Consider the following 22754-nt stretch of genomic DNA (forward strand, 5'->3'; position numbering starts at 1 on the left):
CTCTTAATGCTTTGAATTTGGCGTTTCGACGCGGTCGAGAAACAGCGTGGCGGCAAGCAGGTCGGCAGCGCCGCCCGGTGAGGCGTTGAGCGCCAGCATCTGACGGTCTAACCTGGCCAGCGCCTGCTGGCCCGCAGGCGTTGCGCTGCCGCCGGCATTCAGCACCGCACGGGCGCCGTCCTGCATGGCGTCAAGCCCTTCCATTCCGGCACGTGACAGCACGCAGGTGTCGGTGAGTGAGGTCATGATGGCCATCAGCGCGTCGAGCCTGGCGTGCGTTTCGCTGCTGCCGTTGAGGCGGCTCAGACGAAGCTGCGGCAGCGCGCGCTGCATAACGTGCGGAAACGCCTGCTGCGCCTCTTCACGCGCGCCCGGCACGCGGTAACGGTGCGTGGCGCGCAGGCCTTTGCTGAACACCTTTGGCGCCGCCTCGTCCGGCAGTCTCGCCAGCTGGGCGGCGGTGCGGGCGACGTCTTGCGCCCTGGCATCACCGCCGAGCATCGCTACCGCGCTGACCAGCAGCCCCAGCGCCCAAATCGCGCCGCGATGGGTGTTTACGCCCCCGGTTGCGGCCATCATCTGCTGCTCGCCTTCGCGACCGAGTCGCCCGACAGTTTGCCGAAGTGCGATATCTGCCGGGCGCTGCCAGCTTTGCAGCGCCAGCGCCTGAAACGTGGAGGTCAGGCTGTGCGCGGAGCGCTCCATCAGCGCAAGAGATAAATCGTGGTGCGCGCCGTTCCCCCGACTGTCCACCAGACCGGGTTTCGGGCTTAAACGTGCTTCGTCAATCAGACACTGCGTGGCGGTTCGCGCCAGCCATTCGGCACCGCCTTCAACCTGGATCCGGGGAAGAAGTTTCATTACCAGCTCCGGAATTTCGCAGGTGGGTTATAGAGACCGCCGGACCATTCCACGAGGTCAGACACGCTGCCTGCGGCCAGCAGAGAGCGGGTGGCGTCAGTGCGGCGAATCCCCATATCTTCCGGATACACAACCTTGCCGCTCTGGCGCAGTTCCGCCACGCGTTTGGCGTCCACGCCCAGACCGATGTCGGTGATCCCCGCGACGGCGGCGACCATGGCACGACGCTCTTCCAGATCTTTCGCCCGATAGAGGTAGGCAATCCCCTCTTCCGTCAGCACGTGGGTGACGTCATCGCCGTAGATCATGACCGGCGCCAGCGGCATGCCGGAGGCTTTCGCCACGTCAACGGCATCGAGTTTTTCCACGAAGGTCGGCTTCACGCCCGCCTGGAAGGTTTCCACCATCTGCACGACAAGTTTTTTACCGCGCTGCATTGGGTCCGGCTCGGTGATCATATTCAGCCACGCTGGTGTCGCATGACGACGACCGTGCGGGTCGTGCCCCATGTTTGGCGCGCCGCCGAAGCCGGACAGGCGACCACGCGTTACGGTTGAGGAGTTGGCGTAACCGTCTACCTGCAGCGTAGAGCCGATAAACATATCCACCGCGTACTGGCCTGCCAGCTGGCAGAACGCGCGGTTGGAGCGCATGGAGCCGTCGGCACCGGTAAAGAACACGTCCGGACGGGCGCGGATATACTCTTCCATCCCCAGCTCGCCGCCGAAGCAGTGCACGCTCTCCACCCAGCCGCTTTCGATGGCGGGGATCAGCGTCGGATGCGGGTTCAGCGTCCAGTGTTTACAGATTTTGCCCTTCAGGCCGAGCTGTTCGCCGTAGGTAGGCAGCAGCAGCTCGATCGCCGCGGTGTTAAAGCCGATCCCGTGGTTCAGGGACTGCACCTGGTGCTCCGCGTAGATGCCTTTGATGGCCATCATCGCCATCAGGATATGTTCCTGCTTAATGAGGCGCGGGTCGCGGGTGAACAGCGGTTCGATAAAGAACGGCTTATCGGCAACCACCACGAAGTCGATCCACGAGCCCGGAATATCCACGCGCGGCAGGTCACACTCGTCGTCAACCAGCTCGTTCACCTGCGCGATGACGATGCCGTCATGGAACGCGGCGGCTTCCACCAGCGCCGGGGTATCTTCGGTGCTCGCCCCGGTATAGAGGTTGCCTTTGCGGTCGGCTTTAAAGCCGGCAATCAGCGCCACGTTGGGTGACAGGTCGACGTAGAGACGTGAGTAAAGCTCGATGTAGGTGTGAATCGCGCCGATTTCGAGCTGACCATCTTCCAGCAGCTGGGAGATGCGCAGGCTCTGCGTCCCGGAGAAGGAGAAGTCCAGCTTGCGGGCGATGCCTTTCTCAAAGATATCCAGATGTTCGCTGCGGCCAACGCTCGGCATGATCATATGCAGGTCGTGGACGATCTGCGGGTTCACTTCGGCCAGCGAGCGGGAAAGGAAATCGGCCTGCTTCTGGTTGTTACCTTCCAGCACGACCTTGTCGCCTGGCGCGATCAGTTTTTCCAGCATGGCGACGAGATCGCCGGTTGGCAGTACCTTGCCCTGCACCGGTACGGAGGCCAGACGACGCGCTTTCTCGCTACGTCGCGTGTTCCATTGCCGGGTGGGTGTTTGCCCAGATAACATTATTAACCTCCTGATTCAGCTAATCATTTTGATTTGCTTAACGTTGAGTAAAGTGTGCGCTCTGGTGAGAAAGGCATCAATTAAGCGTAGAGCTAAATCATTAGCCTGAGAGTAATAATCAAGGTAAATATTTGTGAGCGGGATCAGTTCATGTTTCGGAAAACCAGGCTAAACGGGGTACAATTCGGAAAGTATCGTTAATTTCCGACAAGAATCAGCATCGCGCTTATGACCCAAATCATTCCATCAGGCTTCGAGATTGCAGCCGAAGACAGCACTGAGTTCGTGCCCATGCGCGGCGTCGCCAATCGCCATTTGCAGACCATGCTGCCGCGACTGATCCGCCGCAAGGTTCAGTTCACCCCACACTGGCAGCGGCTTGACCTGCCGGACGGTGATTTTCTGGATCTCGCCTGGAGCGAAGAGCCTGAACAGGCTCGCCATAAGCCGCGGCTGGTGGTTTTTCACGGTCTGGAAGGCAGCCTGCACAGCCCGTATGCGCACGGGTTAATTGAGGCGGCCAAAGCGCGCGGCTGGCTCGGCGTGGTGATGCATTTTCGCGGCTGCAGCGGCGAACCGAATCGCCAGAAACGCATCTATCACTCGGGTGAAACCGAAGACGGCACGTGGTTTTTACACTGGCTGCGGGACAACTTCGGCACCGTGCCCACCGCGGCCGTAGGCTACTCGCTGGGCGGCAATATGCTGGCCTGCCTGCTGGCTAAAGAGGGGGAAAGCGTCCCGCTGGATGCCGCCGTCATCGTCTCCGCCCCGTTCATGCTGGAGCAGTGCAGCTACCACATGGATAAAGGCTTTTCCCGCGTCTATCAGCGCTACCTGCTCAACCTGCTGAAGGCCAACGCGGCGCGTAAGCTGAAGGCCTACCCGGACACCCTCCCGGTCAGCCTGCGCCAGCTGAAAAAAGTGCGCCGCATTCGCGAATTCGACGATCTGATCACCGCGAAAATTCACGGCTTCGCCGATGCGATTGACTATTATCGTCAGTGCAGCGCCATGCCGCTGCTCAGCAAGATCACGCAGCCAACGCTGATTATTCATGCCAAAGATGACCCGTTTATGGATCATCACTCGATTCCCGCTCAGGAATTCCTGCCCGACAACGTTCACTATCAGTTGACGGAGCACGGCGGCCACGTCGGGTTTATCGGCGGCACGCTGCGCCGCCCGAAAATGTGGCTTGAGGCGCGTATTCCTGACTGGCTAACCCCTTATCTGGACGGTGCAAAATGATTATTCCCTGGCAGGATCTGGCTCCCGAAACGCTCGATAATCTGATTGAAAGCTTTGTATTACGCGAAGGCACCGATTATGGTGAACAGGAACGCTCGCTTGAGCAAAAGGTCAACGATGTTAAGCGCCAGCTGAAAAGCGGCGACGTGCTGCTGGTGTGGTCAGAACTGCATGAGACGGTCAATATCATGCCCCGCAACGCGTTTCACGGCTGACCTTCCACCCTTTTCAGTCAGGGAGTTGCTATGTCTGCCAGACATCCGGTTATTGCCGTTACGGGGTCGAGTGGTGCGGGAACCACCACCACCAGCCTCGCATTTCGCAAGATTTTCGCCCAGCTGAACCTTCGTGCGGCGGAGGTCGAAGGCGACAGCTTTCACCGCTACACGCGTCCGGAGATGGACATGGCCATCCGCAAGGCGCGCGATCTGGGTAAACACATCAGCTACTTCGGCCCGGAGGCCAATGACTTCGGCCTGCTGGAACAAACCTTTATCGAGTACGGTCAGAGCGGCAAAGGGCAGTCCCGCAAGTATCTGCATACCTATGATGAAGCCGTTCCCTGGAATCAGGTGCCGGGAACCTTTACCCCCTGGCAGCCCCTGCCGGAACCCACCGACGTGCTGTTTTACGAAGGATTACACGGCGGCGTGGTCACCCCTCAACACGACGTGGCGCGCCACGTGGATCTGCTGGTCGGCGTGGTCCCTATCGTTAACCTGGAGTGGATCCAGAAGCTGACGCGTGACATGAGCGAGCGCGGCCATTCGCGAGAGGCGGTGATGGACTCCGTGGTGCGCTCCATGGAGGATTACATCAACTTCCTGACGCCGCAGTTCTCCCGCACCCATATCAACTTCCAGCGCGTGCCGACGGTGGACACCTCGAACCCGTTCGCGGCCAAAAGTATCCCGTCGCTGGATGAGAGCTTTGTGGTGATCCATTTCCGCAATCTCGAAGGCATTGATTACCCCTGGCTACTGGCGATGCTGCAGGGCTCGTTTATTTCGCACATGAATACGTTAGTCGTGCCGGGCGGAAAAATGGGGCTGGCGATGGAGCTCATCATGACGCCCCTGGTGGAGCGACTGATGGAAGGGAAGCAGATTGCGTGAGTTGTTTTGCCCGGTGGCGCTGCGCTTACCGGGCCTACGGTCATGCTTTTGTAGGGCGGGTCAGCGAAGCGCCACCCGCCAAAAGATTAAGCCTCGATCACTTCATACGAATGCGTGATTTTTACCGCTTTCTCCAGCATTAACGCCACAGAGCAGTACTTCTCCGCAGACAGGTCCACCGCACGCGAGACCGCCGCGTCTTTCAGTTCTTTACCGGTGACCACAAAGTGCAGGTTAATATGGGTAAACAGGCGTGGCGCCTCTTCGCGACGTTCTGACGTGAGTTTAACCTCACAATCCGTCACGTCATGACGACCTTTTTGCAGAATAGACACCACGTCAATGGCGCTGCATCCACCTGCCGCCATCAGCACCATTTCCATTGGGCTTGGCGCTTTATCGCCGGAGTTACCATCCATCAAAATCTGGTGTCCGGATGCGGACTCGCCCAGGAACGTTAAACCTTCAACCCATTTCACGCGCGCTTGCATATTCTTAAACTCCAACGTTGCATTTTTGGTGACAGATTACGCGTGCGTTACATTTCTCGCAATGGAAGGCGACCTGCATCATGCTGAAGCGAGACACCAGGAGACACGCGGCTAAAGCTATGCTAAAACACTCTGGATGCTACAGTAATACATTGACGTTACACATGTATGCAGAGGACATCAAACTTTACTGGCTGCGAAACGTTACGGTAGCCGACTTCCCAGGTATGGGTAAGAATTCGATTGCAACCCCAGAGTCCGGATGCATCTGATGACTCTGGTGACAGCTTATAACAGAGGATAACAGCGCATGGTGCTTGGCAAACCGCAAACAGACCCGACTCTCGAATGGTTCTTGTCTCATTGCCACATTCATAAGTACCCATCAAAGAGCACGCTGATTCACCAGGGTGAAAAAGCGGAAACGTTGTATTACATCGTTAAAGGCTCGGTGGCAGTGCTGATCAAAGATGAAGAAGGGAAAGAGATGATCCTTTCTTATCTGAACCAGGGCGATTTCATCGGTGAACTGGGCCTGTTTGAAGAGGGCCAGGAACGTAGCGCCTGGGTTCGTGCAAAGACAGCATGTGAAGTGGCTGAAATTTCTTACAAGAAGTTCCGTCAGCTGATTCAGGTTAACCCTGACATCCTGATGCGTCTTTCTTCCCAGATGGCGCGCCGTCTGCAGGTCACCTCAGAGAAAGTGGGTAACCTCGCCTTCCTGGACGTTACCGGCCGTATCGCACAGACCCTGCTGAACCTCGCGAAACAGCCAGACGCCATGACCCACCCGGACGGCATGCAAATTAAAATTACCCGTCAGGAAATTGGTCAGATCGTCGGTTGCTCCCGTGAGACTGTGGGCCGTATCCTGAAAATGCTGGAAGATCAAAACCTGATCTCCGCCCACGGTAAAACTATCGTGGTCTACGGAACGCGTTAATTCCGCTTAAACGGCGTGCCATCGCAAGGTGTCACGCCGTTTTTGTCTCTACTCCCCATGTGGCGCAGGCTGATCTATCACCCGGAAGTTAACTACGCACTGCGACAAACGCTGGTGTTGTGTCTTCCCGTGGCCATAGGCCTGATCCTCGGACATCTTCAGCAAGGTCTGCTGTTTTCCCTCGTGCCTGCCTGCTGCAACATCGCCGGTCTGGACACGCCGCATAAGCGCTTTTTCAAACGCCTGATTATCGGTGGCTGCCTGTTTGCGGGCTGTAGCCTCGCCGTACAGCTTTTACTGGCTCGTGATATCCCGCTGCCGCTGATTCTGACCGTGCTGGCAATGACGCTCGGCGTCACGGCGGAAATCAGTTCGCTGCACGCTCGCCTGCTTCCCGCGTCGCTGATTGCGGCCATCTTCACGCTAAGCCTCGCCGGGAATATGCCGGTGTGGGAGCCGCTGCTGATCTACGCCCTAGGGACATTATGGTACGGCCTGTTCAACTGGTTCTGGTTCTGGCTGTGGCGGGAGCAGCCGCTGCGTGAATCCCTGAGCCTGCTCTACGTGCAGCTTGCGGATTACTGCGAAGCCAAATACACCCTGCTGACCCAGCATACCGATCCGGAAAAATCCTTACCGCCCCTGCTGACGCGCCAGCAGAAGGTGGTGGATCTGATAAGCCAATGCTATCAGCAACTGCATATGCTCGCCGCCAACAAGAACCACGAGTACAAACGGCTGCTGCGCACCTTTCAGGTCGGGCTGGATCTGCAGGAGCATATCTCCGTGAGCCTGCACCACCCGCAAGAGGTGCAAAAGCTGGTCGAGCGCAGCCACGCCGAAGCGGTGATCCGCTGGAACGCGCAGACCGTCTCCGCACGCCTGCGGGTGCTGGCCGATGATATTCTCTATCACCGCTACCCCACGCGCTTTAACATGGACAAACAGCTCGGCGCACTGGAGAAAATCGCTCGTCAGCACCCGGATAACCCGGTCGGACAGTTTGCCGCCTGGCACTTCAGCCGCATCGCCCGCGTGCTGCGCACCCAGCGCCCGCTTTATCCGCGCGACCTGATGGCGGATAAGCAAAAACGGCTGCCGTTATTGCCCGCGCTCAAAAGCTATCTTTCTCTTAAATCGTCCGCCCTGCGCAACGCAGCAAGGATTAGCGTGATGCTCAGTACCGCCAGCCTGATGGGCATGGCGCTGCATCTGCCGAAACCGTACTGGATCTTAATGACCGTGCTGTTTGTCACCCAGAACGGCTACGGCGCCACGCGGGTGCGTATTCTGCATCGAGCTGGCGGAACGATGGCCGGGCTGATCATCGCGGGCGTGACGCTGCACTTCCACGTGCCGGAAGGCTATACCCTGGCAGGGATGCTGGCGATTACGCTGGTGAGCTACCTGATTATCCGCAAAAACTACGGCTGGGCGATGGTGGGCTTTACGGTGACGGCGGTATATACCCTGCAGCTGCTCACGCTCAATGGCGAACAGTTTATTATCGCCAGGCTGATTGATACCCTGATCGGCTGCCTGATTGCCTTTGGCGGCATGGTCTGGCTGTGGCCGCAGTGGCAGAGCGGGCTGCTGAGGCAGAACGCCCACGACGCGCTCGAAGCCGACCAGCAGGCTATTCGCCTGATCCTGAGCAATGACCCGCAGCCTTCCCCGCTGGCTTATCAGCGCATGAAGGTTAACCAGGCGCACAACGCCCTGTTTAACTCGCTCAACCAGGCGATGCAGGAGCCGGGCTTTAACTCGCACTATCTGGCAGACATGAAGCTATGGGTGACGCACAGCCAGTTTATCGTCGAGCATATTAACGCCATGACCACGCTGGCGCGCGAGCACACGATGCTGACGCCGGATCTGGCGCAGCGCTACCTGCAGTCGTGTGAAATTGCGTTGCAGAGGTGTCAGCAGCGTCTGGAATATGACTCGCCGGGTGAGTCGGGAGATTCGAACATTCTGGAAGCGCCGGAAACGTTAACCCACGGGCCAATGAGCACCCTGGAGCAGCATTTGCAGCGCGTTCTGGGACATCTGAACACCATGCACACCATTTCGTCGGTGGCATGGCGTCAGCGTCCGCATCACGGGATTTGGCTAACCCGCAGGTTGAAGCGGACGGCGTATTAACCTTTTACGATCTTCGCGACCGCGGCGGCAAACCGGGTTAACCCGTCTTCAATGTCTTTGTCTTCCACCACCAGCGACGGCGCAAAGCGCATCACGTCCGGCCCGGCGTTGAGCACCATCACCCCTTCGCGAGCAGCGGCGTGCAGGAAATCACGCGCGCGGCCCTTGTACTGCGGCTTCAGTTCAGCGCCAATCAGCAGTCCCATCCCGCGGATCTCGCTGAACACGTCGTACTGCTCATCAATCTGTTTCAGGTGTTTCACAAACAGCTCGCGCTTCGCGCTAACGCCGTTCAACACCTCTGGCGTGTTGATGATGTCGAACGCGGCACCCGCCACGGCGCTCGCCAGCGGGTTACCGCCGTAGGTTGAGCCGTGAGAGCCGACGTGGAACGCGGAGGCGATCTCCTGCGTCGTCAGGACCGCACTCACCGGGAATCCCCCGCCGAGCGCTTTCGCGCTGGTCAGAATATCCGGCGTCACGCCGTAGTGCATGTAAGCAAATAGATCCCCGGTACGCCCCATTCCGCACTGCACTTCATCAAATACCAGCAGCGCCTGATGTTCGTCGCACAGCGCGCGCAGCCCTTTCAGGAATTCCGGGGTTGCCGCGGTCACGCCGCCTTCACCCTGAATCGGCTCGACAACAACTGCGCAGGTGTGGTCGTCCATCACCGCTTTCACCGCGTGCAGATCGTTAAACGGCACGTGGACGATGTCGGCCGGTTTCGGGCCAAACCCGTCGGAATACTTCGGCTGGCCGCCAACGGAGACGGTAAAGAAGGAGCGTCCGTGGAAGGCGTTGTGGAAGGCGATGATTTTGGTTTTGTACGGGCTGTGGCGCGTTGTCGCGTAGTAGCGCGCCAGCTTAAAGGCGGTTTCGTTGGCTTCGGTGCCGGAGTTCATAAACAGCACGCGCTCGGCAAAAGTCGCATCAATGATCTTGCGGCCCAGGCGCAGCGCCGGTTCGTTGGTGAACACGTTGCTGGTGTGCCACAGGGTTTCACCCTGGGTTTTCAGCGCCTCCACAAGCGCGGGATGGCAATGACCCAGCGCCGTGACCGCAATACCGCCCGCGAAATCCACATACTCTTTACCCTGCTGATCCCAGACGCGGCTGCCTTTCCCCTTCACCGGGATAAACTCAGCCGGTGCATAAATCGGCAGGATCACTTCATCAAATGTCGCGCGGGTAATTGCTGGTTGTTCAGTTGCCATGTCATGCCCATCCATTTTATGTCACATTGATTGTGAAAATATAATCACAAAATATGCATAAAAAATCACAACAAGGCAACAGATATTCAGCGATGGAGGAAATTTGCCAGCAGCGCGTGCCCCTGCTCGCTGAGGATGCTTTCCGGATGGAACTGCACGCCTTCGAGATCCCATTCGCGGTGACGAATTCCCATGATCTCCTGCGTATCGCTCCAGGCAGTCACCTCAAAGCAGCCGGGCAGCGTCGGCGGGTCAATCACCAGCGAGTGGTAGCGCGTCACGGTTAACGGATTATTGAGCCCCGTGAACACCCCGGTGCCCGCGTGAGTGACCGGCGAGGTTTTACCGTGCATCACTTTGGCGGCCCGCACGATGGTGGCACCAAACGCCTGGGCAATCGCCTGATGACCCAGGCAGACGCCCAGGATCGGCAGCCTGCCGGCATAGTGCCGGATAACCTCCAGCGAAATACCCGACTCCGACGGGGTGCAGGGGCCGGGTGAAATCACGATTTTCTGCGGAGCCAGCGTCTCGATATCGGCGAGCTCGATCTCGTCGTTGCGACGAACAACCACCTCTGCACCCAGTTCGCAAAAATACTGGTAAAGGTTCCAGGTGAAGGAATCGTAGTTATCAATCAGCAGAATCATGGCGGCTCCCGAAAAAAATGCCGCCCTATTCTACTCAGATTCCCGCGCTTCGCTCACTACTTTGGCAAAGATAGCGTTTAGCGCGGTTAAATCACCCGTTGCGCCGCTGCGGTTTGCCGCCACCCACTGTTCGGGATCGATATCGCGCCAGTCCAGCGCGTAGCCCGCATGGAGCGCCAGCTGCTCGAAGAACACGCGCTGGGCAATACCGTTGCCGCGCATAAAAGGGTGCAGCATGTTGATTTCGCAGTAATAGTGGCTAACCCGGTCAACAAATGCCGCTTTCTCAAGACCCACGAGATACTTTTCGCTTTCCAGCGCCGCCATCAGCTCATTACCCATCTTTTCGATGTATTCGAAATGGCAGAAGGGAATATCACCCTTGAATATATCGTCGGTACGGAACTCGCCTGCCCGCTTCATCTCTCTGCGGTAGAGATGGCGGTGAATAAGGCACAGATGGGGTAACCCGGGCGCGGAAGGCCCAAGCTCCAGGGTCTCAATGTCGGGATCCGATGGACCATTACCTTTCTCAAGGAGACAACTGGCCTGAAAGTTGACGCTACGCTGCTGCTCCCAGAGACGGGATTTTTGCTTGTCGGTGAGTTTTTTCACTTAACGCCTCCCTGAATAGTCCGTTTGCCACAAGTATAAGCAGCAAAACGCGCTTTCGCAGGGAGGGCGACATAACGCGGGCATGAGAAGCCCGCGTTCAGAAGAATTACGGCAGAACTTTTGCGGAGAGGATCACGACAGGTTTTGACGGCACATTCTGATACGGACCGACGTCGTGAGTAGGCACCTGAGAAATCTTGTCGGCCACGTCCATCCCTTTCACGATTTTACCGAAGACCGCATAGCCGAAGTCACGCTGGCCGTGGTCGAGGAAGGCGTTATCCGCCACGTTGAGGAAGAACTGGCTGGTCGCGCTGTCTTTGTCTGCAGTACGCGCCATGGAGATCGTGCCGCGCTTGTTCAGCAGGCCGTTGTCAGCTTCGTTTTTGATCGGCGGGTTCGGCTGTTTCTGCTGCATCTGCTCGTTGAAGCCGCCGCCCTGAATCATGAAGCCCGGGATCACGCGGTGGAAGGTGGTGTTGTTATAGAAACCACTGTTCACGTAGTCGAGGAAGTTTTTCACAGAAACCGGGGCTTTCTGGCTATTCAGTTCCAGCTCAATATTCCCGGCGGAGGTGGTCAGCAGAACGTGAGGGTCCCCTTTGGCTGCCAGCGCAGCAGGGGAAACGGCAGAAAGAGCAAACACAGCTGCGACAGCCGCCAGTGTTGATTTGAGCATGAGAATTCCTTAACAAAGCGCAGTATAAAAAGCGAATGGCTTGATTCTAAAGAGCAGTATGAACGGAGACCAGCCTTTTACCTAATTTTACGAAATTGAAACAGTTGTAACCACGCAAACGGTTGGCTTTAGCGCCTTTTTGTGTGATCAAGATCACACAAAAACATGCAATGAACTTCTAATTTCTCTTAAAAGATATGAATAGATCACTTTAATGTCTAAAATCTGCCCGCTCTCAGCGCCCCCTGGGCGCTTTTCTTTTTCTGAACAGGCCAGACATGACTAACAGCAATCGCATCAAGCTCACATGGATCAGCTTCTTCTCCTACGCCCTGACCGGCGCGTTGGTGATCGTCACCGGGATGGTGATGGGGAATATCGCAGACTACTTCCAGCTGCCCGTTTCCAGCATGAGTAACACCTTTACCTTCCTCAACGCGGGGATCCTGATCTCTATCTTCCTGAATGCCTGGCTGATGGAAATCGTGCCGCTGAAAACCCAGCTGCGTTTTGGCTTTGTGCTGATGGTCGCCGCCGTGGCGGGGCTGATGCTGAGCCACAGCATCGCCCTGTTCTCTGCCGCCATGTTCGTGCTCGGCCTGGTCAGCGGGATCACCATGTCGATTGGTACGTTCCTGATTACCCATATGTATGAAGGCCGCCAGCGCGGCGCGCGCCTGCTGTTTACCGACTCCTTCTTCAGCATGGCCGGAATGATCTTCCCGATGGTCGCGGCCGTTCTGCTGGCGCGCAGCATTGAGTGGTACTGGGTCTATGCCTGCATTGGGCTGGTCTACGTGGCGATCTTTATTCTGACCTTCGGCTGCGAGTTCCCGGTACTGGGCAAGAAAGCGCAAACCACGGCAGAGCCTGTGGCGAAAGAGAAATGGGGTATCGGCGTGCTGTTCCTCTCCATCGCCGCCCTGTGCTACATCCTGGGCCAGCTGGGCTTTATCTCCTGGGTACCGGAATACGCCAAAGGTCTGGGCATGAGCCTGAACGACGCAGGCAAACTGGTGAGCGATTTCTGGATGTCTTATATGTTCGGCATGTGGGCGTTTAGCTTCATCCTGCGCTTCTTCGACCTGCAGCGCATTCTGACCGTGCTGGCAGGTCTGGCGACCGTGCTGATGTATCTGTTCATCAACGGCTCCCCGGAACATATGCCGTGGTTCATTCTGACCCTGGGCTTCTTCTCCAGCGCCATTTATACCTCGATCATCACCCTGGGCTCCCTGCAGACCAAAGTGGCCTCGCCGAAGCTGGTTAACTTCGTTCTGACCTGCGGCACCATCGGCACCATGCTGACCTTCGTGGTGACGGGCCCGATCGTTGCCCACAGCGGCCCGCTGGCCGCGCTGCACACCGCGAACGGTCTGTATGCCGTGGTGTTCATCATGTGCTTCATCCTTGGCTTCGTGACCCGCCACCGCCAGCACAACGCGGCAGCGGCATCGCACTAAACCCTGCGCCCCTTTGCTTTACGCAGAGGGGCTGTTTCTGGCGAAACTCACCTCTTCTCCTCCGGTATCCATCTGGATCCAGGTTTGCGCCAGCTGCGTGGTGGCGATAATCCGTCCCTGACGAATCGACCAGCGCACCGGCACCTGGCAGCGCACCGCTTCAAACCCGCTCTCCGCAGGCAGAATAATCAGGTTCGCCGGGTTTCCCGTTGCAATACCGTAATCGCTCAGGCCGAAGGTTCGGGCGCTGTTGTGGGTGATCAGGTTCAGGCCGCTGTCGATTTGCGGATAGCCCATCATCTGACAGACGTGCAGCCCCATATGCAGCACCTGTAGCATATTGCCGGTGCCGAGCGGGTACCACGGGTCGAAGACGTCGTCGTGACCAAAGCAGACGTTAATGCCCGCTTCCTGCAGCTCTTTCACCCGGGTGATACCGCGACGCTTCGGATAGTCATCAAAGCGCCCCTGCAGGTGGATATTGACCAACGGGTTAGCGACGAAGTTAATCCCCGACATTTTCAGCAGACGGAAAAGCCGCGAGGTGTAAGCGCCGTTGTAGGAGTGCATGGCGGTGGTGTGGCTGGCCGTCACGCGCGGCCCAATACCGGCCTCATACGCCAGCGCGGCCACCGTCTCGACAAACCGCGACTGTTCGTCGTCGATTTCGTCGCAGTGAATATCCAGCGGACGGTCATACTTCTTCGCCAGCTCGAAAGCGATGTGCAGCGACTGCACGCCATATTCCCGGGTAAATTCGAAGTGCGGGATCGCCCCCACCACGTCGGCCCCCAGCTTTAACGCCTCTTCCAGCAGCGCCGCGCCGTTCGGGTAAGAGAGAATACCTTCCTGCGGGAACGCGACGATTTGCAGCGTTACCCACGGCGCCACCTCCTGCTTCACCTCCAGCATCGCCTTCAGGGCGGTAAGCGTCGGGTCGGAGACATCCACATGGGTGCGAACAAACTGGATGCCGTTGGCAATTTGCCACTTCAGCGTTTTCCAGGCGCGCGCTTTCACATCCTCATGACTGAGCAACGCCTTGCGCTCCGCCCAGCGCTCGATGCCCTCGAACAGCGTGCCGGACTGATTCCAGTTTGGCTCACCCGCCGTCTGGGTGGTATCGAGGTGAATATGCGGCTCGATGAACGGGGGAATAGCCAGCCCGCCGCGCGCGTTCAATACTTCATAACTTTCGGCGTGGGTGTCGTCCATCGGGGTGATGTCACCAAATCGCCCGTTCTCAATGGCGAGCTGCCACAGCCCTTCCCGACCCGGTAAACGAACATTCTGAACAAGCCATAACGGTGTTGTAGACATACCCTTCCCCTAAAAAACGCCGCTGATATTCAGGCGTATCGATTTTGGCAAAACCGCCCCTGAGTTGTACACAAATTCAACGAACACGAAAAGCCTGCGATTTCCGCCACTTATAAAAATCCTGACAAATCAGTCATATACCACCTAAGGAGTAGGCGAAGACGTATTTGATTTGCATCAATAAGCGCCCCTGCTGAATCGTTAAGGTAGGCAATAATAGAAAAGAAATCGAGGCAATAATGAGCAAAGTCAGACTCGCTATCATCGGTAACGGCATGGTCGGCCACCGCTTTATCGAGGATCTTCTCGATAAGGCCGATGCTGAGCAGTTCGATATTACCGTGTTCTGTGAAGAACCCCGCAAGGCGTACGACCGTGTGCACCTGTCTTCCTACTTCTCCCATCATACCGCCGAAGAGCTCTCTCTGGTGCGCGAAGGTTTCTACGAGAAGCATGGCGTAAAAGTACTGGTGGGCGAACGCGCTATCACCATCAACCGTCAGGAAAAAGTGATCCACTCCAGCGCCGGGCGTACGGTTTTTTACGACAAGCTGATCATGGCGACGGGCTCGTACCCGTGGATCCCGCCGATTAAAGGCTCGGAAACGCAGGATTGCTTCGTTTACCGTACCATTGAAGATCTCAACGCCATCGAATCCTGTGCGCGTCGAAGCAAACGCGGCGCGGTTGTCGGCGGCGGCCTGCTGGGTCTGGAAGCGGCTGGCGCGCTGAAAAACCTCGGCGTTGAAACCCACGTCATCGAATTTGCCCCGATGCTGATGGCCGAACAGCTGGATCACATGGGCGGTGACCAGCTGCGTCGTAAAATCGAAAGCATGGGCGTGAAGGTTCACACCAGCAAGAATACCAAAGAGATCGTGCAGGAAGGGACTGAAGCACGCAAAACCATGCGCTTTGCCGACGGCAGCGAGCTGGAAGTGGACTTCATCGTCTTCTCCACCGGTATTCGTCCGCGCGACAAGCTGGCGACGCAGTGCGGTCTGGCCGTGGCGCAGCGCGGCGGGATCATGATTAACGACACCTGCCAGACCTCCGATCCGGATATCTACGCTATCGGCGAGTGTGCCAGCTGGAACAATCGCGTGTACGGTCTGGTGGCGCCGGGCTACAAAATGGCGCAGGTCGCCGTAGATCATATCCTCGGCAGCGAAAACGCCTTCACCGGCGCAGACATGAGCGCCAAGCTGAAGCTGCTGGGCGTGGACGTGGGCGGTATTGGCGATGCGCATGGCCGCACCCCGAACTCCCGCAGCTATGTCTATCTCGACGAAAGCAAAGAAGTCTACAAACGGCTCATCGTCAGCCAGGACAACAAAACCCTGCTCGGTGCGGTACTGGTGGGGGACACCAGCGACTTCGGCAACCTGCTCCAGCTGGTGCTGAACGCCATCGAGCTGCCGGAGAACCCGGACGCGCTGATCCTCCCGGCGCACGCCTCCAGCGGCAAGCCGTCTATCGGCGTAGATAAACTGCCGGACAGCGCGCAGATTTGCTCCTGCTTCGACGTCACCAAGGGCATGCTGATCTCCGCCATCAACAAAGGCTGTCACACCGTGGCGGCGCTGAAAGCGGAAACCAAAGCCGGTACCGGCTGCGGCGGCTGTATTCCGCTGGTGACGCAGGTGCTGAACGCCGAACTGGCGAAACAGGGCATCGAAGTGAACAACAACCTGTGCGAGCACTTCGCGTATTCTCGCCAGGAGCTGTACCACCTGATCCGCGTGGAAGGCATTAAATCCTTCGACGAACTGCTGGCGAAGCACGGCCAGGGCTACGGCTGTGAAGTATGTAAGCCGACCGTCGGCTCCCTGCTGGCCTCCTGCTGGAACGAGTACGTACTCAAGCCCGAGCATACGCCGCTGCAGGACACCAACGACAACTTCCTGGCGAACATCCAGAAAGACGGCACCTACTCCGTGATTCCACGTTCCGCCGGCGGCGAAATCACGCCGGAAGGGCTGGTGGCCGTGGGCCGTATCGCCCGTGAATTTAACCTTTACACCAAAATTACCGGCTCCCAGCGTATCGGCCTGTTCGGCGCGCAGAAGGACGATCTGCCGGAAATCTGGCGTCAGCTGATTGAAGCGGGCTTCGAAACCGGCCACGCGTACGCCAAAGCGCTGCGCATGGCGAAAACCTGCGTGGGTAGCACCTGGTGCCGCTACGGCGTGGGCGATAGCGTGGGCTTCGGCGTGGAGCTGGAAAACCGCTACAAAGGCATCCGCACCCCACACAAAATGAAGTTCGGCGTCTCCGGCTGTACCCGCGAATGTGCGGAAGCGCAGGGTAAAGACGTGGGGATCATCGCCACCGAGAAAGGCTGGAACCTGTACGTCTGCGGCAACGGCGGGATGAAACCGCGCCATGCGGACCTGCTGGCGGCGGATCTCGATCGCGACACGCTGATTCAGTATCTCGACCGCTTCATGATGTTCTACATCCGTACCGCCGATAAGCTGACCCGTACCGCCTCCTGGCTCGACAATCTGGAAGGCGGCATCGACTACCTGAAATCGGTCATCATCGACGACAAGCTGGGCCTGAACGAACATCTGGAAGCTGAGATGGCGCGCCTTCGCGAGGCGGTGATCTGCGAATGGACGGAAACCGTCAATACCCCGGCGGTGCAGACGCGCTTCAAACACTTTATCAACAGCACCCAGCGCGACCCGAACGTACAGGTTGTGCCGGAGCGTGAACAGCATCGTCCGGCGACGCCGTATGAACGTATTCCGGTCACGCTGGTGGAGGAAAACGCATGAGCCAGTGGATAAACATTTGCGATATTAACGACATTATCCCCGCCACCGGCGTGTGCGCGCTGCTGGGCAGCGAGCAGGTTGCGATTTTCCGCCCTCGCCACGATGAACAGGTTTTTGCCATCAGCAATATCGACCCGTTCTTCGAGGCCAGCGTGCTCTCCCGTGGACTGATTGCCGAACATCAGGGGGAACTGTGGGTTGCCAGTCCGTTGAAAAAGCAGCGTTTCCGCTTAAGCGACGGGTATTGCATGGAAGATGAGAGCCGCTCTGTGAAGCACTACGACGTTCGCGTGAAGGACGGCAAGGTGCAGCTGAAAGGCTAACCTCTGCCCCTTTAGGGATAACAGCAGGAAAATCGTATGTTCCGTACGATACCTGCTGTTATCCTGACGTCAATTCTTACCCCCTCCATGCATGCTGCGAGGTAACGTCGTGGATCACCTGCCGATTTTTTGTCAATTACGCAACCGCGACTGCCTGCTTGTGGGCGGCGGCGACGTGGCCGAGCGTAAAGCGCGCCTGCTGTTAGAGGCTGGCGCCCGCCTGACCGTTAATGCCCTTTCCTTCGCCCCCCAGTTTGAGGTTTGGGCCCAGGAAGGGATGCTCACGCTGGAACAGGGTGCGTTTAATGAATCCCTGCTGGATACCTGCTGGCTGACCATTGCCGCGACGGATGACGATGAAGTGAACCAGCGCGTGAGCGATGCCTGCGAAGCGCGCCGTATCTTCTGCAACGTGGTCGATGCGCCGAAAGAGGCCAGCTTTATCATGCCGTCGATTATCGACCGCTCGCCGCTGATGATTGCGGTGTCGTCCGGGGGACGTTCGCCGGTTCTCGCGCGTCTGCTGCGGGAAAAGCTGGAAGCCCTGTTGCCCCAGCATCTTGGTCAAATTGCGCATTATGCCGGGCAGCTGCGTTCACGCGTGAAGCAAACCTTCGCGACCGTGGGCGAGCGCCGTCGCTTCTGGGAAAAATTCTTTGTGAACGACAGGCTGGCGCAGTCGCTGGCGAATCAAGACACTAAAGCCGTTGAAGAGACGACCGAACGGCTGCTAAGCGAACCGCTGGACCATCGCGGCGAAGTGGTGCTGGTGGGCGCAGGTCCCGGCGATGCGGGCTTACTGACGCTGAAAGGGCTACAGCAGATCCAGCAGGCGGATATCGTGGTGTACGACCGTCTGGTGTCCGATGACATCATGAATCTGGTCCGTCGCGACGCCGACCGCGTCTTCGTGGGCAAACGGGCGGGCTACCACTGCGTGCCGCAGGAGGAGATTAATCAGATCCTGCTGCGCGAGGCGCAGAAAGGTAAGCGCGTGGTGCGCCTTAAGGGTGGCGATCCGTTTATCTTCGGTCGGGGCGGCGAGGAGCTGGAAACCCTGTGTGACGCAGGCATACCGTTCTCTGTCGTGCCCGGCATTACGGCGGCCTCCGGCTGCTCAGCGTACTCTGGCATTCCGCTGACCCACCGCGACTACGCTCAGAGCGTGCGTCTGGTGACGGGTCACCTGAAGACCGGCAGCGAGCTGGACTGGCATAACCTGGCCGCCGAAAAGCAGACGCTTGTGTTCTACATGGGACTCAATCAGGCCGCCACAATCCAGACGAAGCTGCTGGAGCACGGTATGAATGCGGATATGCCCGTCGCGCTGGTCGAAAACGGCACCGCCATTACGCAGCGCGTGGTGGATGGCGTGCTGACGCAGTTAGGCGAGCTGGCGCAGCAGGTCGAAAGCCCGGCGCTGATCGTGGTGGGCCGCGTGGTTGAACTACGCGACAAACTGAACTGGTTCTCCAGCCACTAACGCATATTCTCCCTTCCTGGAGTAGTCCTTAAGCGGACTACTCCCCTTTTACGGCCACCGATAACATACCGCCCCGAAGTGGAACTTTTCCCTTTATTCCCTTGAGTTACATCCAATTTTCGTTTTAAAGACAAGGAATGCGTATGTTCAAACTGGCAAAGGCCGCCGTTCTGGTTGGCCTGTTATCGACTCTGACGGCCTGCACCGGTCACGTACAGAACACCAAAAATAATTGCAGCTACGATTACCTGCTGCACCCGGCGATCTCCATTTCGAAGATCATCGGTGGTTGCGGCCCGGCGGCACAGCAGTAAGCGTTTTACAGGCGTAAAAAAACCGGGATGTCCCGGTTTTTTTGTTGGCGTAGAGCGTTTTTTTTTGTCGGGTGGCGGCTCCGCCTTACCCGACCTACACGATCCCGTAGGACGGGTAAGCGTTAGCGCCACCCGGCAAGCAGACTCAAGGCTTCGCCACAAACCCAATCGCTTCGTACACCGCCTTCAGGGTTTCGGAGGCGCGCGCGCTGGCTTTTTCCGCGCCCTCTTTCATCACTTTCTGCAGGAAGGCTTCGTCGTTACGGTAGCGGTTATAGCGCTCCTGCAGCTCGGTCAGCATGCCGGAAACGGCATCTGCCACTTCGCCTTTCAGGTGGCCGTACATCTTGCCTTCGAAGTGTTTTTCCAGCTCAGGGATGCTCTGGCCGGTGACGCCGGAGAGGATATCCAGCAGGTTGGAGACGCCCGCTTTGTTCTGTACGTCGTAGCGCACAACAGGCGGCTCGTCGGAATCGGTCACCGCGCGCTTGAGTTTTTTCACCACCGATTTTGGATCTTCCAGCAGGCCGATAACGTTGTTGCGGTTATCGTCAGACTTGGACATCTTCTTGGTCGGCTCCAGCAGCGACATCACGCGCGCGCCGGACTTCGGAATGAACGGCTCAGGCACTTTAAACACATCGCCGTAGATGGCGTTAAAGCGCTGGGCGATATCGCGGCTCAGCTCCAGGTGCTGCTTCTGATCTTCACCTACCGGTACCTGATTGGTTTGATACAGCAGGATATCCGCCGCCATCAGCACCGGATAGTCAAACAGACCGGCGTTGATGTTTTCAGAGTAGCGCGCGGATTTATCCTTGAACTGGGTCATGCGGCTCAGCTCGCCGAAATAGGTGTAGCAGTTCAGCGCCCAGCCCAGCTGCGCGTGCTCCGGCACGTGAGACTGAACGAAGATGGTGCTCTTCTCTGGATCAATACCGCAGGCCAGATACAGCGCCAGGGTGTCCAGCGTGGCTTTACGCAGCTTCTCAGGATCCTGACGCGCGGTAATCGCATGGAGATCGACGATGCAGTAAATGCAATGATAGTCATCCTGCATGCTGACCCACTGACGTAACGCACCCATGTAGTTACCAATGGTCAATTCACCTGAAGGCTGTGCGCCACTAAAAACGATGGGCTTAGTCATGATTCAATTCCTGATGTTCACTGTGCGAAAGCCCGAGTGCGGGCAACAAATCTTTAAAGTGGTCGAAAACGACGTCCGGCTCACTCAGCGTGATGGCTTCACCGTAGTTGTAGCCATAGGTTAACCCCACGGAAGGACACCCGGCCGCGCGGGCAGCCAGAATATCATTGCGGGAATCGCCGACAAAGAGCAGCTCCGCAGGCGTTAAGGATAATTTTCCTGCCACCAGCAGCAGCGGTTCCGGATGGGGCTTTTTGTTTTGCACATCGTCGCCGCCCACAATCACGGAGAAATACTTCGCGATATCGAGCGCGTCGAGCAGCGGTGCGACAAACGGCGTGGGTTTGTTGGTCACCAGACCCAGCGGGATGCCCTTTGCGTGCAGCGCACTCAGCGTTTCCTGAACGTCCGGGAACAGGAAGCTGCCCTCCTCGACGGTCTCTTCATAGAAACGATCGAACAGCTTGCGCAGAATGCGCAGCTGCTCTTCCTGCGGGATATCCGCGTGATCGACGCTCGGTTTCCCCTGGGCGGAACGCTGTGACGCACGTTCCTGACGCGCCCACGTCAACGCGCGCTCCATCAGAACATCGGCGCCGTTGCCAATCCACGTGACGACACGCTCTTCACCCGCAACGGGGAGTTCAAGCGCGTACAGCGCCTGGTCTACGGCGCTCGTTAAGCCCGGCGCGCTGTCGACCAGCGTGCCGTCGAGGTCAAATGCGATACCTCGAATTGCCTGCAATTTATCCATGACTTACCTTCGCCAGCTCACGGCGCATTTCATCAATGACTTTTTTGTAATCCGGTTGGTCGAAAATTGCCGAACCTGCAACGAACATATCCGCGCCGGCTGCCGCAATTTCACCAATGTTATTCACTTTCACACCGCCGTCCACTTCCAGACGAATGTCGTAGCCTGACTCATCAATACGACGGCGCACTTCACGCAGCTTATCCAGCGTGTGGGGGATAAACGACTGACCGCCAAAGCCCGGGTTAACGGACATCAGCAGAATCACGTCCAGCTTGTCCATGACATAGTCGAGATAGCTCAGCGGCGTGGCCGGGTTAAACACCAGGCCCGCCTTACAGCCGTTCTCTTTGATCAGCTGCAGCGTGCGGTCCACGTGCTCAGAAGCTTCCGGATGGAAAGTTATGATGCTGGCACCCGCTGCGGCGAAGTCAGGCACGATGCGATCAACAGGCTTCACCATCAGGTGAACGTCGATCGGGGCGGTAATGCCATAGTTACGTAATGCCTTGAGCACCATTGGGCCAATGGTCAGGTTAGGGACGTAGTGGTTGTCCATAACGTCGAAATGGACAACATCTGCACCAGCCGCGAGAGCTTTGGCGGTGTCTTCACCCAGACGGGCAAAATCGGCCGACAGAATTGAGGGAGCAATCAAAAACTGTTTCATCCGCTTCTCCTTGAAATGTGTTTACCGGCGGGCAAAACGGCTCAGGGGCGATAAAGAGCCAGAAGTTCGTCCACCTTTTTACGTGTGCCGCCGTTGCTGCTAATGCTACGCCGCACCTTAACCTGAAAATGCTTCGCGGCTTTGTACCATTCGCGCGTATCAGGCGTGTCGTGATTCGAAATTAACACCGGAATTCTTTTGCTGACCAGCTTTTCCGCCATCTCCGCCAGACGCGCCTGTTCGGCCGGGCTGAAGCTATTGGTGTGATAAGCGGTGAAATTCGCCGTAGCAGATAATGGTGCGTAAGGCGGGTCACAGTAAACCACCGAGTTTACGCCTGCCAGTTCCATACACTCTTCATAGGAGAGGCAATGAAACTCTGCGTTCTGCGCTTTTTCGGCAAAGTGATACAGCTCGTCCTGCGGAAAATACGGGCGTTTATAGCGACCAAACGGCACGTTAAATTCCCCACGCAGGTTATAGCGGCACAGGCCGTTGTAACCATGACGGTTGAGATAGAGGAACAGCAGCGCTCTGCGGAACGGATCCTGACTCTGATTAAACTCAGTGCGGAACTGGTAGTAAACGTCCGGATGATTATTCTCCGGCGTAAACAGTTTGCGCGCCTCGGCGACATACTCATCGGTACGCAGCTTAACAATGTTATAGAGGCTGATAAGGTCGCTGTTGATATCCGCCAGGATATAACGAGAAAAATCGGTGTTGAGGAACACCGATCCCGCACCCACGAAAGGTTCGATAAGGCACTCGCCTTTCGGCAGGTGCTTTTTAATATCATCGAGCAGGGGGTATTTCCCCCCTGCCCATTTCAGAAAAGCGCGATTTTTTTTCATGCTGACTAACTGATTACA

At 57.5% G+C, this 22754-nt stretch carries 22 protein-coding genes; 10 read left to right on the forward strand and 12 right to left on the reverse strand.

Annotated elements, in window-relative coordinates; all coding sequences use genetic code 11:
- Positions 1–3: 3 nt before the first annotated feature.
- A complete protein-coding gene (locus V1587_RS00990; RefSeq protein ID WP_371899030.1) occupies positions 4–861 on the reverse strand; it encodes a triphosphoribosyl-dephospho-CoA synthase in 858 nt (285 codons plus the stop codon).
- Positions 861–2516: a malonate decarboxylase subunit alpha gene (gene mdcA / locus V1587_RS00995; RefSeq protein ID WP_039024078.1), complete on the reverse strand. Its 1656-nt coding sequence runs from the start codon at positions 2514–2516 to the stop codon at positions 861–863. The genes V1587_RS00990 and mdcA overlap by 1 nt, the downstream gene beginning before the upstream one ends.
- A gap of 228 nt (positions 2517–2744) precedes the next feature.
- Between mdcA and V1587_RS01000 the strand changes: the two genes are divergently transcribed.
- Genes V1587_RS01000 through V1587_RS01010 form a run of 3 tightly spaced genes read left to right on the forward strand, consistent with a single transcriptional unit; the run spans position 2745 to position 4882 of the window.
- A complete protein-coding gene (locus V1587_RS01000) occupies positions 2745–3767 on the forward strand; it encodes a hydrolase (RefSeq protein ID WP_371899029.1) in 1023 nt (340 codons plus the stop codon).
- Positions 3764–3982 carry a YheU family protein gene (locus V1587_RS01005; RefSeq protein ID WP_063144226.1) on the forward strand — a complete coding sequence of 73 codons (219 nt, stop codon included), beginning with the start codon at positions 3764–3766 and terminating at the stop codon, positions 3980–3982. The genes V1587_RS01000 and V1587_RS01005 overlap by 4 nt, the downstream gene beginning before the upstream one ends.
- Before the next feature lie 30 nt (positions 3983–4012).
- Positions 4013–4882 (forward strand): phosphoribulokinase, encoded by an 870-nt coding sequence (locus tag V1587_RS01010; RefSeq protein WP_008503017.1) that lies wholly within the window; start codon positions 4013–4015, stop codon positions 4880–4882.
- 86 nt (positions 4883–4968) lie between these two features.
- Here the strand turns inward: V1587_RS01010 and V1587_RS01015 are convergent, their stop codons facing one another.
- The gene (locus V1587_RS01015) at positions 4969–5373 is read right to left on the reverse strand and encodes an OsmC family protein (protein WP_008503018.1); all 405 of its coding nucleotides are present in this window, start codon (positions 5371–5373) and stop codon (positions 4969–4971) included.
- Positions 5374–5683: 310 nt separating this feature from the next.
- On the opposite strand from V1587_RS01015, the gene crp reads away from it, so the two are divergent.
- Positions 5684–6316, forward strand: coding sequence for a cAMP-activated global transcriptional regulator CRP (gene crp / locus V1587_RS01020; protein ID WP_000242758.1), 633 nt, complete (start codon positions 5684–5686; stop codon positions 6314–6316).
- Between the two features lie 57 nt (positions 6317–6373).
- The gene (locus V1587_RS01025; RefSeq protein ID WP_371899050.1) at positions 6374–8461 is read left to right on the forward strand and encodes a YccS/YhfK family putative transporter; all 2088 of its coding nucleotides are present in this window, start codon (positions 6374–6376) and stop codon (positions 8459–8461) included.
- Here V1587_RS01025 and V1587_RS01030 read toward each other — a convergent pair.
- From V1587_RS01030 to ppiA, 4 genes are all read right to left on the reverse strand, one after another.
- Positions 8458–9678 (reverse strand): aspartate aminotransferase family protein, encoded by a 1221-nt coding sequence (locus tag V1587_RS01030; protein WP_023294715.1) that lies wholly within the window; start codon positions 9676–9678, stop codon positions 8458–8460. The two genes, V1587_RS01025 and V1587_RS01030, sit on opposite strands and share 4 nt — an antisense overlap.
- A gap of 86 nt (positions 9679–9764) precedes the next feature.
- Positions 9765–10328 carry an aminodeoxychorismate synthase component 2 gene (gene pabA / locus V1587_RS01035; RefSeq protein ID WP_371899028.1) on the reverse strand — a complete coding sequence of 188 codons (564 nt, stop codon included), beginning with the start codon at positions 10326–10328 and terminating at the stop codon, positions 9765–9767.
- Positions 10329–10358: 30 nt separating this feature from the next.
- Positions 10359–10943 carry a putative adenosine monophosphate-protein transferase Fic gene (locus tag V1587_RS01040; RefSeq protein ID WP_048989692.1) on the reverse strand — a complete coding sequence of 195 codons (585 nt, stop codon included), beginning with the start codon at positions 10941–10943 and terminating at the stop codon, positions 10359–10361.
- Between the two features lie 106 nt (positions 10944–11049).
- Positions 11050–11622, reverse strand: a complete 573-nt coding sequence (ppiA, locus tag V1587_RS01045) for a peptidylprolyl isomerase A (RefSeq protein ID WP_014885514.1) — start codon at positions 11620–11622, stop codon at positions 11050–11052.
- 278 nt (positions 11623–11900) lie between these two features.
- On the opposite strand from ppiA, the gene tsgA reads away from it, so the two are divergent.
- Complete coding sequence (gene tsgA / locus V1587_RS01050) at positions 11901–13085, forward strand: MFS transporter TsgA (RefSeq protein WP_021242206.1); 1185 nt, start codon at positions 11901–11903, stop codon at positions 13083–13085.
- An 18-nt stretch (positions 13086–13103) separates the two neighbouring features.
- Here tsgA and V1587_RS01055 read toward each other — a convergent pair whose 3' ends face one another.
- Complete coding sequence (locus V1587_RS01055) at positions 13104–14405, reverse strand: cytosine deaminase (RefSeq protein ID WP_371899027.1); 1302 nt, start codon at positions 14403–14405, stop codon at positions 13104–13106.
- A 239-nt stretch (positions 14406–14644) separates the two neighbouring features.
- Between V1587_RS01055 and nirB the strand changes: the two genes are divergently transcribed.
- The 4 genes from nirB (at position 14645) to V1587_RS01075 (ending at position 19308) form a co-directional block, all read left to right on the forward strand.
- Positions 14645–17188, forward strand: a complete 2544-nt coding sequence (gene nirB, locus V1587_RS01060; RefSeq protein ID WP_371899026.1) for a nitrite reductase large subunit NirB — start codon at positions 14645–14647, stop codon at positions 17186–17188.
- A complete protein-coding gene (nirD, locus tag V1587_RS01065) occupies positions 17185–17511 on the forward strand; it encodes a nitrite reductase small subunit NirD (RefSeq protein WP_202772468.1) in 327 nt (108 codons plus the stop codon). The genes nirB and nirD overlap by 4 nt, the downstream gene beginning before the upstream one ends.
- Positions 17512–17620: 109 nt before the next feature.
- Entirely contained in the window at positions 17621–18994 is a 1374-nt protein-coding gene (gene cysG / locus V1587_RS01070) for a siroheme synthase CysG (protein WP_371899025.1), read from the forward strand.
- 143 nt (positions 18995–19137) lie between these two features.
- Positions 19138–19308, forward strand: coding sequence for a YhfL family protein (locus tag V1587_RS01075; RefSeq protein WP_008503029.1), 171 nt, complete (start codon positions 19138–19140; stop codon positions 19306–19308).
- Between the two features lie 145 nt (positions 19309–19453).
- Here V1587_RS01075 and trpS read toward each other — a convergent pair whose 3' ends face one another.
- From trpS to dam, 4 genes are read right to left on the reverse strand one after another with little or no spacing between them, the layout of a single operon-like run.
- Complete coding sequence (trpS, locus tag V1587_RS01080; RefSeq protein WP_333902441.1) at positions 19454–20458, reverse strand: tryptophan--tRNA ligase; 1005 nt, start codon at positions 20456–20458, stop codon at positions 19454–19456.
- The gene (gph, locus tag V1587_RS01085) at positions 20451–21212 is read right to left on the reverse strand and encodes a phosphoglycolate phosphatase (protein ID WP_371899024.1); all 762 of its coding nucleotides are present in this window, start codon (positions 21210–21212) and stop codon (positions 20451–20453) included. The genes trpS and gph overlap by 8 nt, the downstream gene beginning before the upstream one ends.
- Entirely contained in the window at positions 21205–21882 is a 678-nt protein-coding gene (rpe, locus tag V1587_RS01090) for a ribulose-phosphate 3-epimerase (protein WP_024907923.1), read from the reverse strand. Before rpe ends, gph begins: the two co-directional genes overlap by 8 nt.
- Before the next feature lie 41 nt (positions 21883–21923).
- Complete coding sequence (dam, locus tag V1587_RS01095; RefSeq protein ID WP_371899023.1) at positions 21924–22736, reverse strand: adenine-specific DNA-methyltransferase; 813 nt, start codon at positions 22734–22736, stop codon at positions 21924–21926.
- Between the last annotated feature and the right edge of the window lie 18 nt (positions 22737–22754).

Origin of the sequence: Enterobacter sp. ECC-249 (assembly GCF_043965265.1) — a bacterium.
GTDB classification, from domain to species: domain Bacteria; phylum Pseudomonadota; class Gammaproteobacteria; order Enterobacterales; family Enterobacteriaceae; genus Enterobacter; species Enterobacter quasiroggenkampii.

What these genes read in the sequence shown, in the direction of transcription:
- V1587_RS01015 (WP_008503018.1), bottom strand. Translation starts at nt 5,373, where the DNA reads ATGCAAGCGCGCGTGAAATGGGTTGAAGGTTTAACGTTCCTGGGCGAG.
- V1587_RS01055 (WP_371899027.1), bottom strand. Translation starts at nt 14,405, where the DNA reads ATGTCTACAACACCGTTATGGCTTGTTCAGAATGTTCGTTTACCGGGT.
- mdcA (WP_039024078.1), bottom strand. Translation starts at nt 2,516, where the DNA reads ATGTTATCTGGGCAAACACCCACCCGGCAATGGAACACGCGACGTAGC.
- V1587_RS01000 (WP_371899029.1), top strand. Translation starts at nt 2,745, where the DNA reads ATGACCCAAATCATTCCATCAGGCTTCGAGATTGCAGCCGAAGACAGC.
- nirD (WP_202772468.1), top strand. Translation starts at nt 17,185, where the DNA reads ATGAGCCAGTGGATAAACATTTGCGATATTAACGACATTATCCCCGCC.
- V1587_RS01010 (WP_008503017.1), top strand. Translation starts at nt 4,013, where the DNA reads ATGTCTGCCAGACATCCGGTTATTGCCGTTACGGGGTCGAGTGGTGCG.
- crp (WP_000242758.1), top strand. Translation starts at nt 5,684, where the DNA reads ATGGTGCTTGGCAAACCGCAAACAGACCCGACTCTCGAATGGTTCTTG.
- gph (WP_371899024.1), bottom strand. Translation starts at nt 21,212, where the DNA reads ATGGATAAATTGCAGGCAATTCGAGGTATCGCATTTGACCTCGACGGC.
- pabA (WP_371899028.1), bottom strand. Translation starts at nt 10,328, where the DNA reads ATGATTCTGCTGATTGATAACTACGATTCCTTCACCTGGAACCTTTAC.
- nirB (WP_371899026.1), top strand. Translation starts at nt 14,645, where the DNA reads ATGAGCAAAGTCAGACTCGCTATCATCGGTAACGGCATGGTCGGCCAC.
- V1587_RS01005 (WP_063144226.1), top strand. Translation starts at nt 3,764, where the DNA reads ATGATTATTCCCTGGCAGGATCTGGCTCCCGAAACGCTCGATAATCTG.
- V1587_RS01030 (WP_023294715.1), bottom strand. Translation starts at nt 9,678, where the DNA reads ATGGCAACTGAACAACCAGCAATTACCCGCGCGACATTTGATGAAGTG.
- V1587_RS01025 (WP_371899050.1), top strand. Translation starts at nt 6,374, where the DNA reads ATGTGGCGCAGGCTGATCTATCACCCGGAAGTTAACTACGCACTGCGA.
- tsgA (WP_021242206.1), top strand. Translation starts at nt 11,901, where the DNA reads ATGACTAACAGCAATCGCATCAAGCTCACATGGATCAGCTTCTTCTCC.
- V1587_RS00990 (WP_371899030.1), bottom strand. Translation starts at nt 861, where the DNA reads ATGAAACTTCTTCCCCGGATCCAGGTTGAAGGCGGTGCCGAATGGCTG.
- ppiA (WP_014885514.1), bottom strand. Translation starts at nt 11,622, where the DNA reads ATGCTCAAATCAACACTGGCGGCTGTCGCAGCTGTGTTTGCTCTTTCT.
- trpS (WP_333902441.1), bottom strand. Translation starts at nt 20,458, where the DNA reads ATGACTAAGCCCATCGTTTTTAGTGGCGCACAGCCTTCAGGTGAATTG.
- dam (WP_371899023.1), bottom strand. Translation starts at nt 22,736, where the DNA reads ATGAAAAAAAATCGCGCTTTTCTGAAATGGGCAGGGGGGAAATACCCC.
- V1587_RS01075 (WP_008503029.1), top strand. Translation starts at nt 19,138, where the DNA reads ATGTTCAAACTGGCAAAGGCCGCCGTTCTGGTTGGCCTGTTATCGACT.
- rpe (WP_024907923.1), bottom strand. Translation starts at nt 21,882, where the DNA reads ATGAAACAGTTTTTGATTGCTCCCTCAATTCTGTCGGCCGATTTTGCC.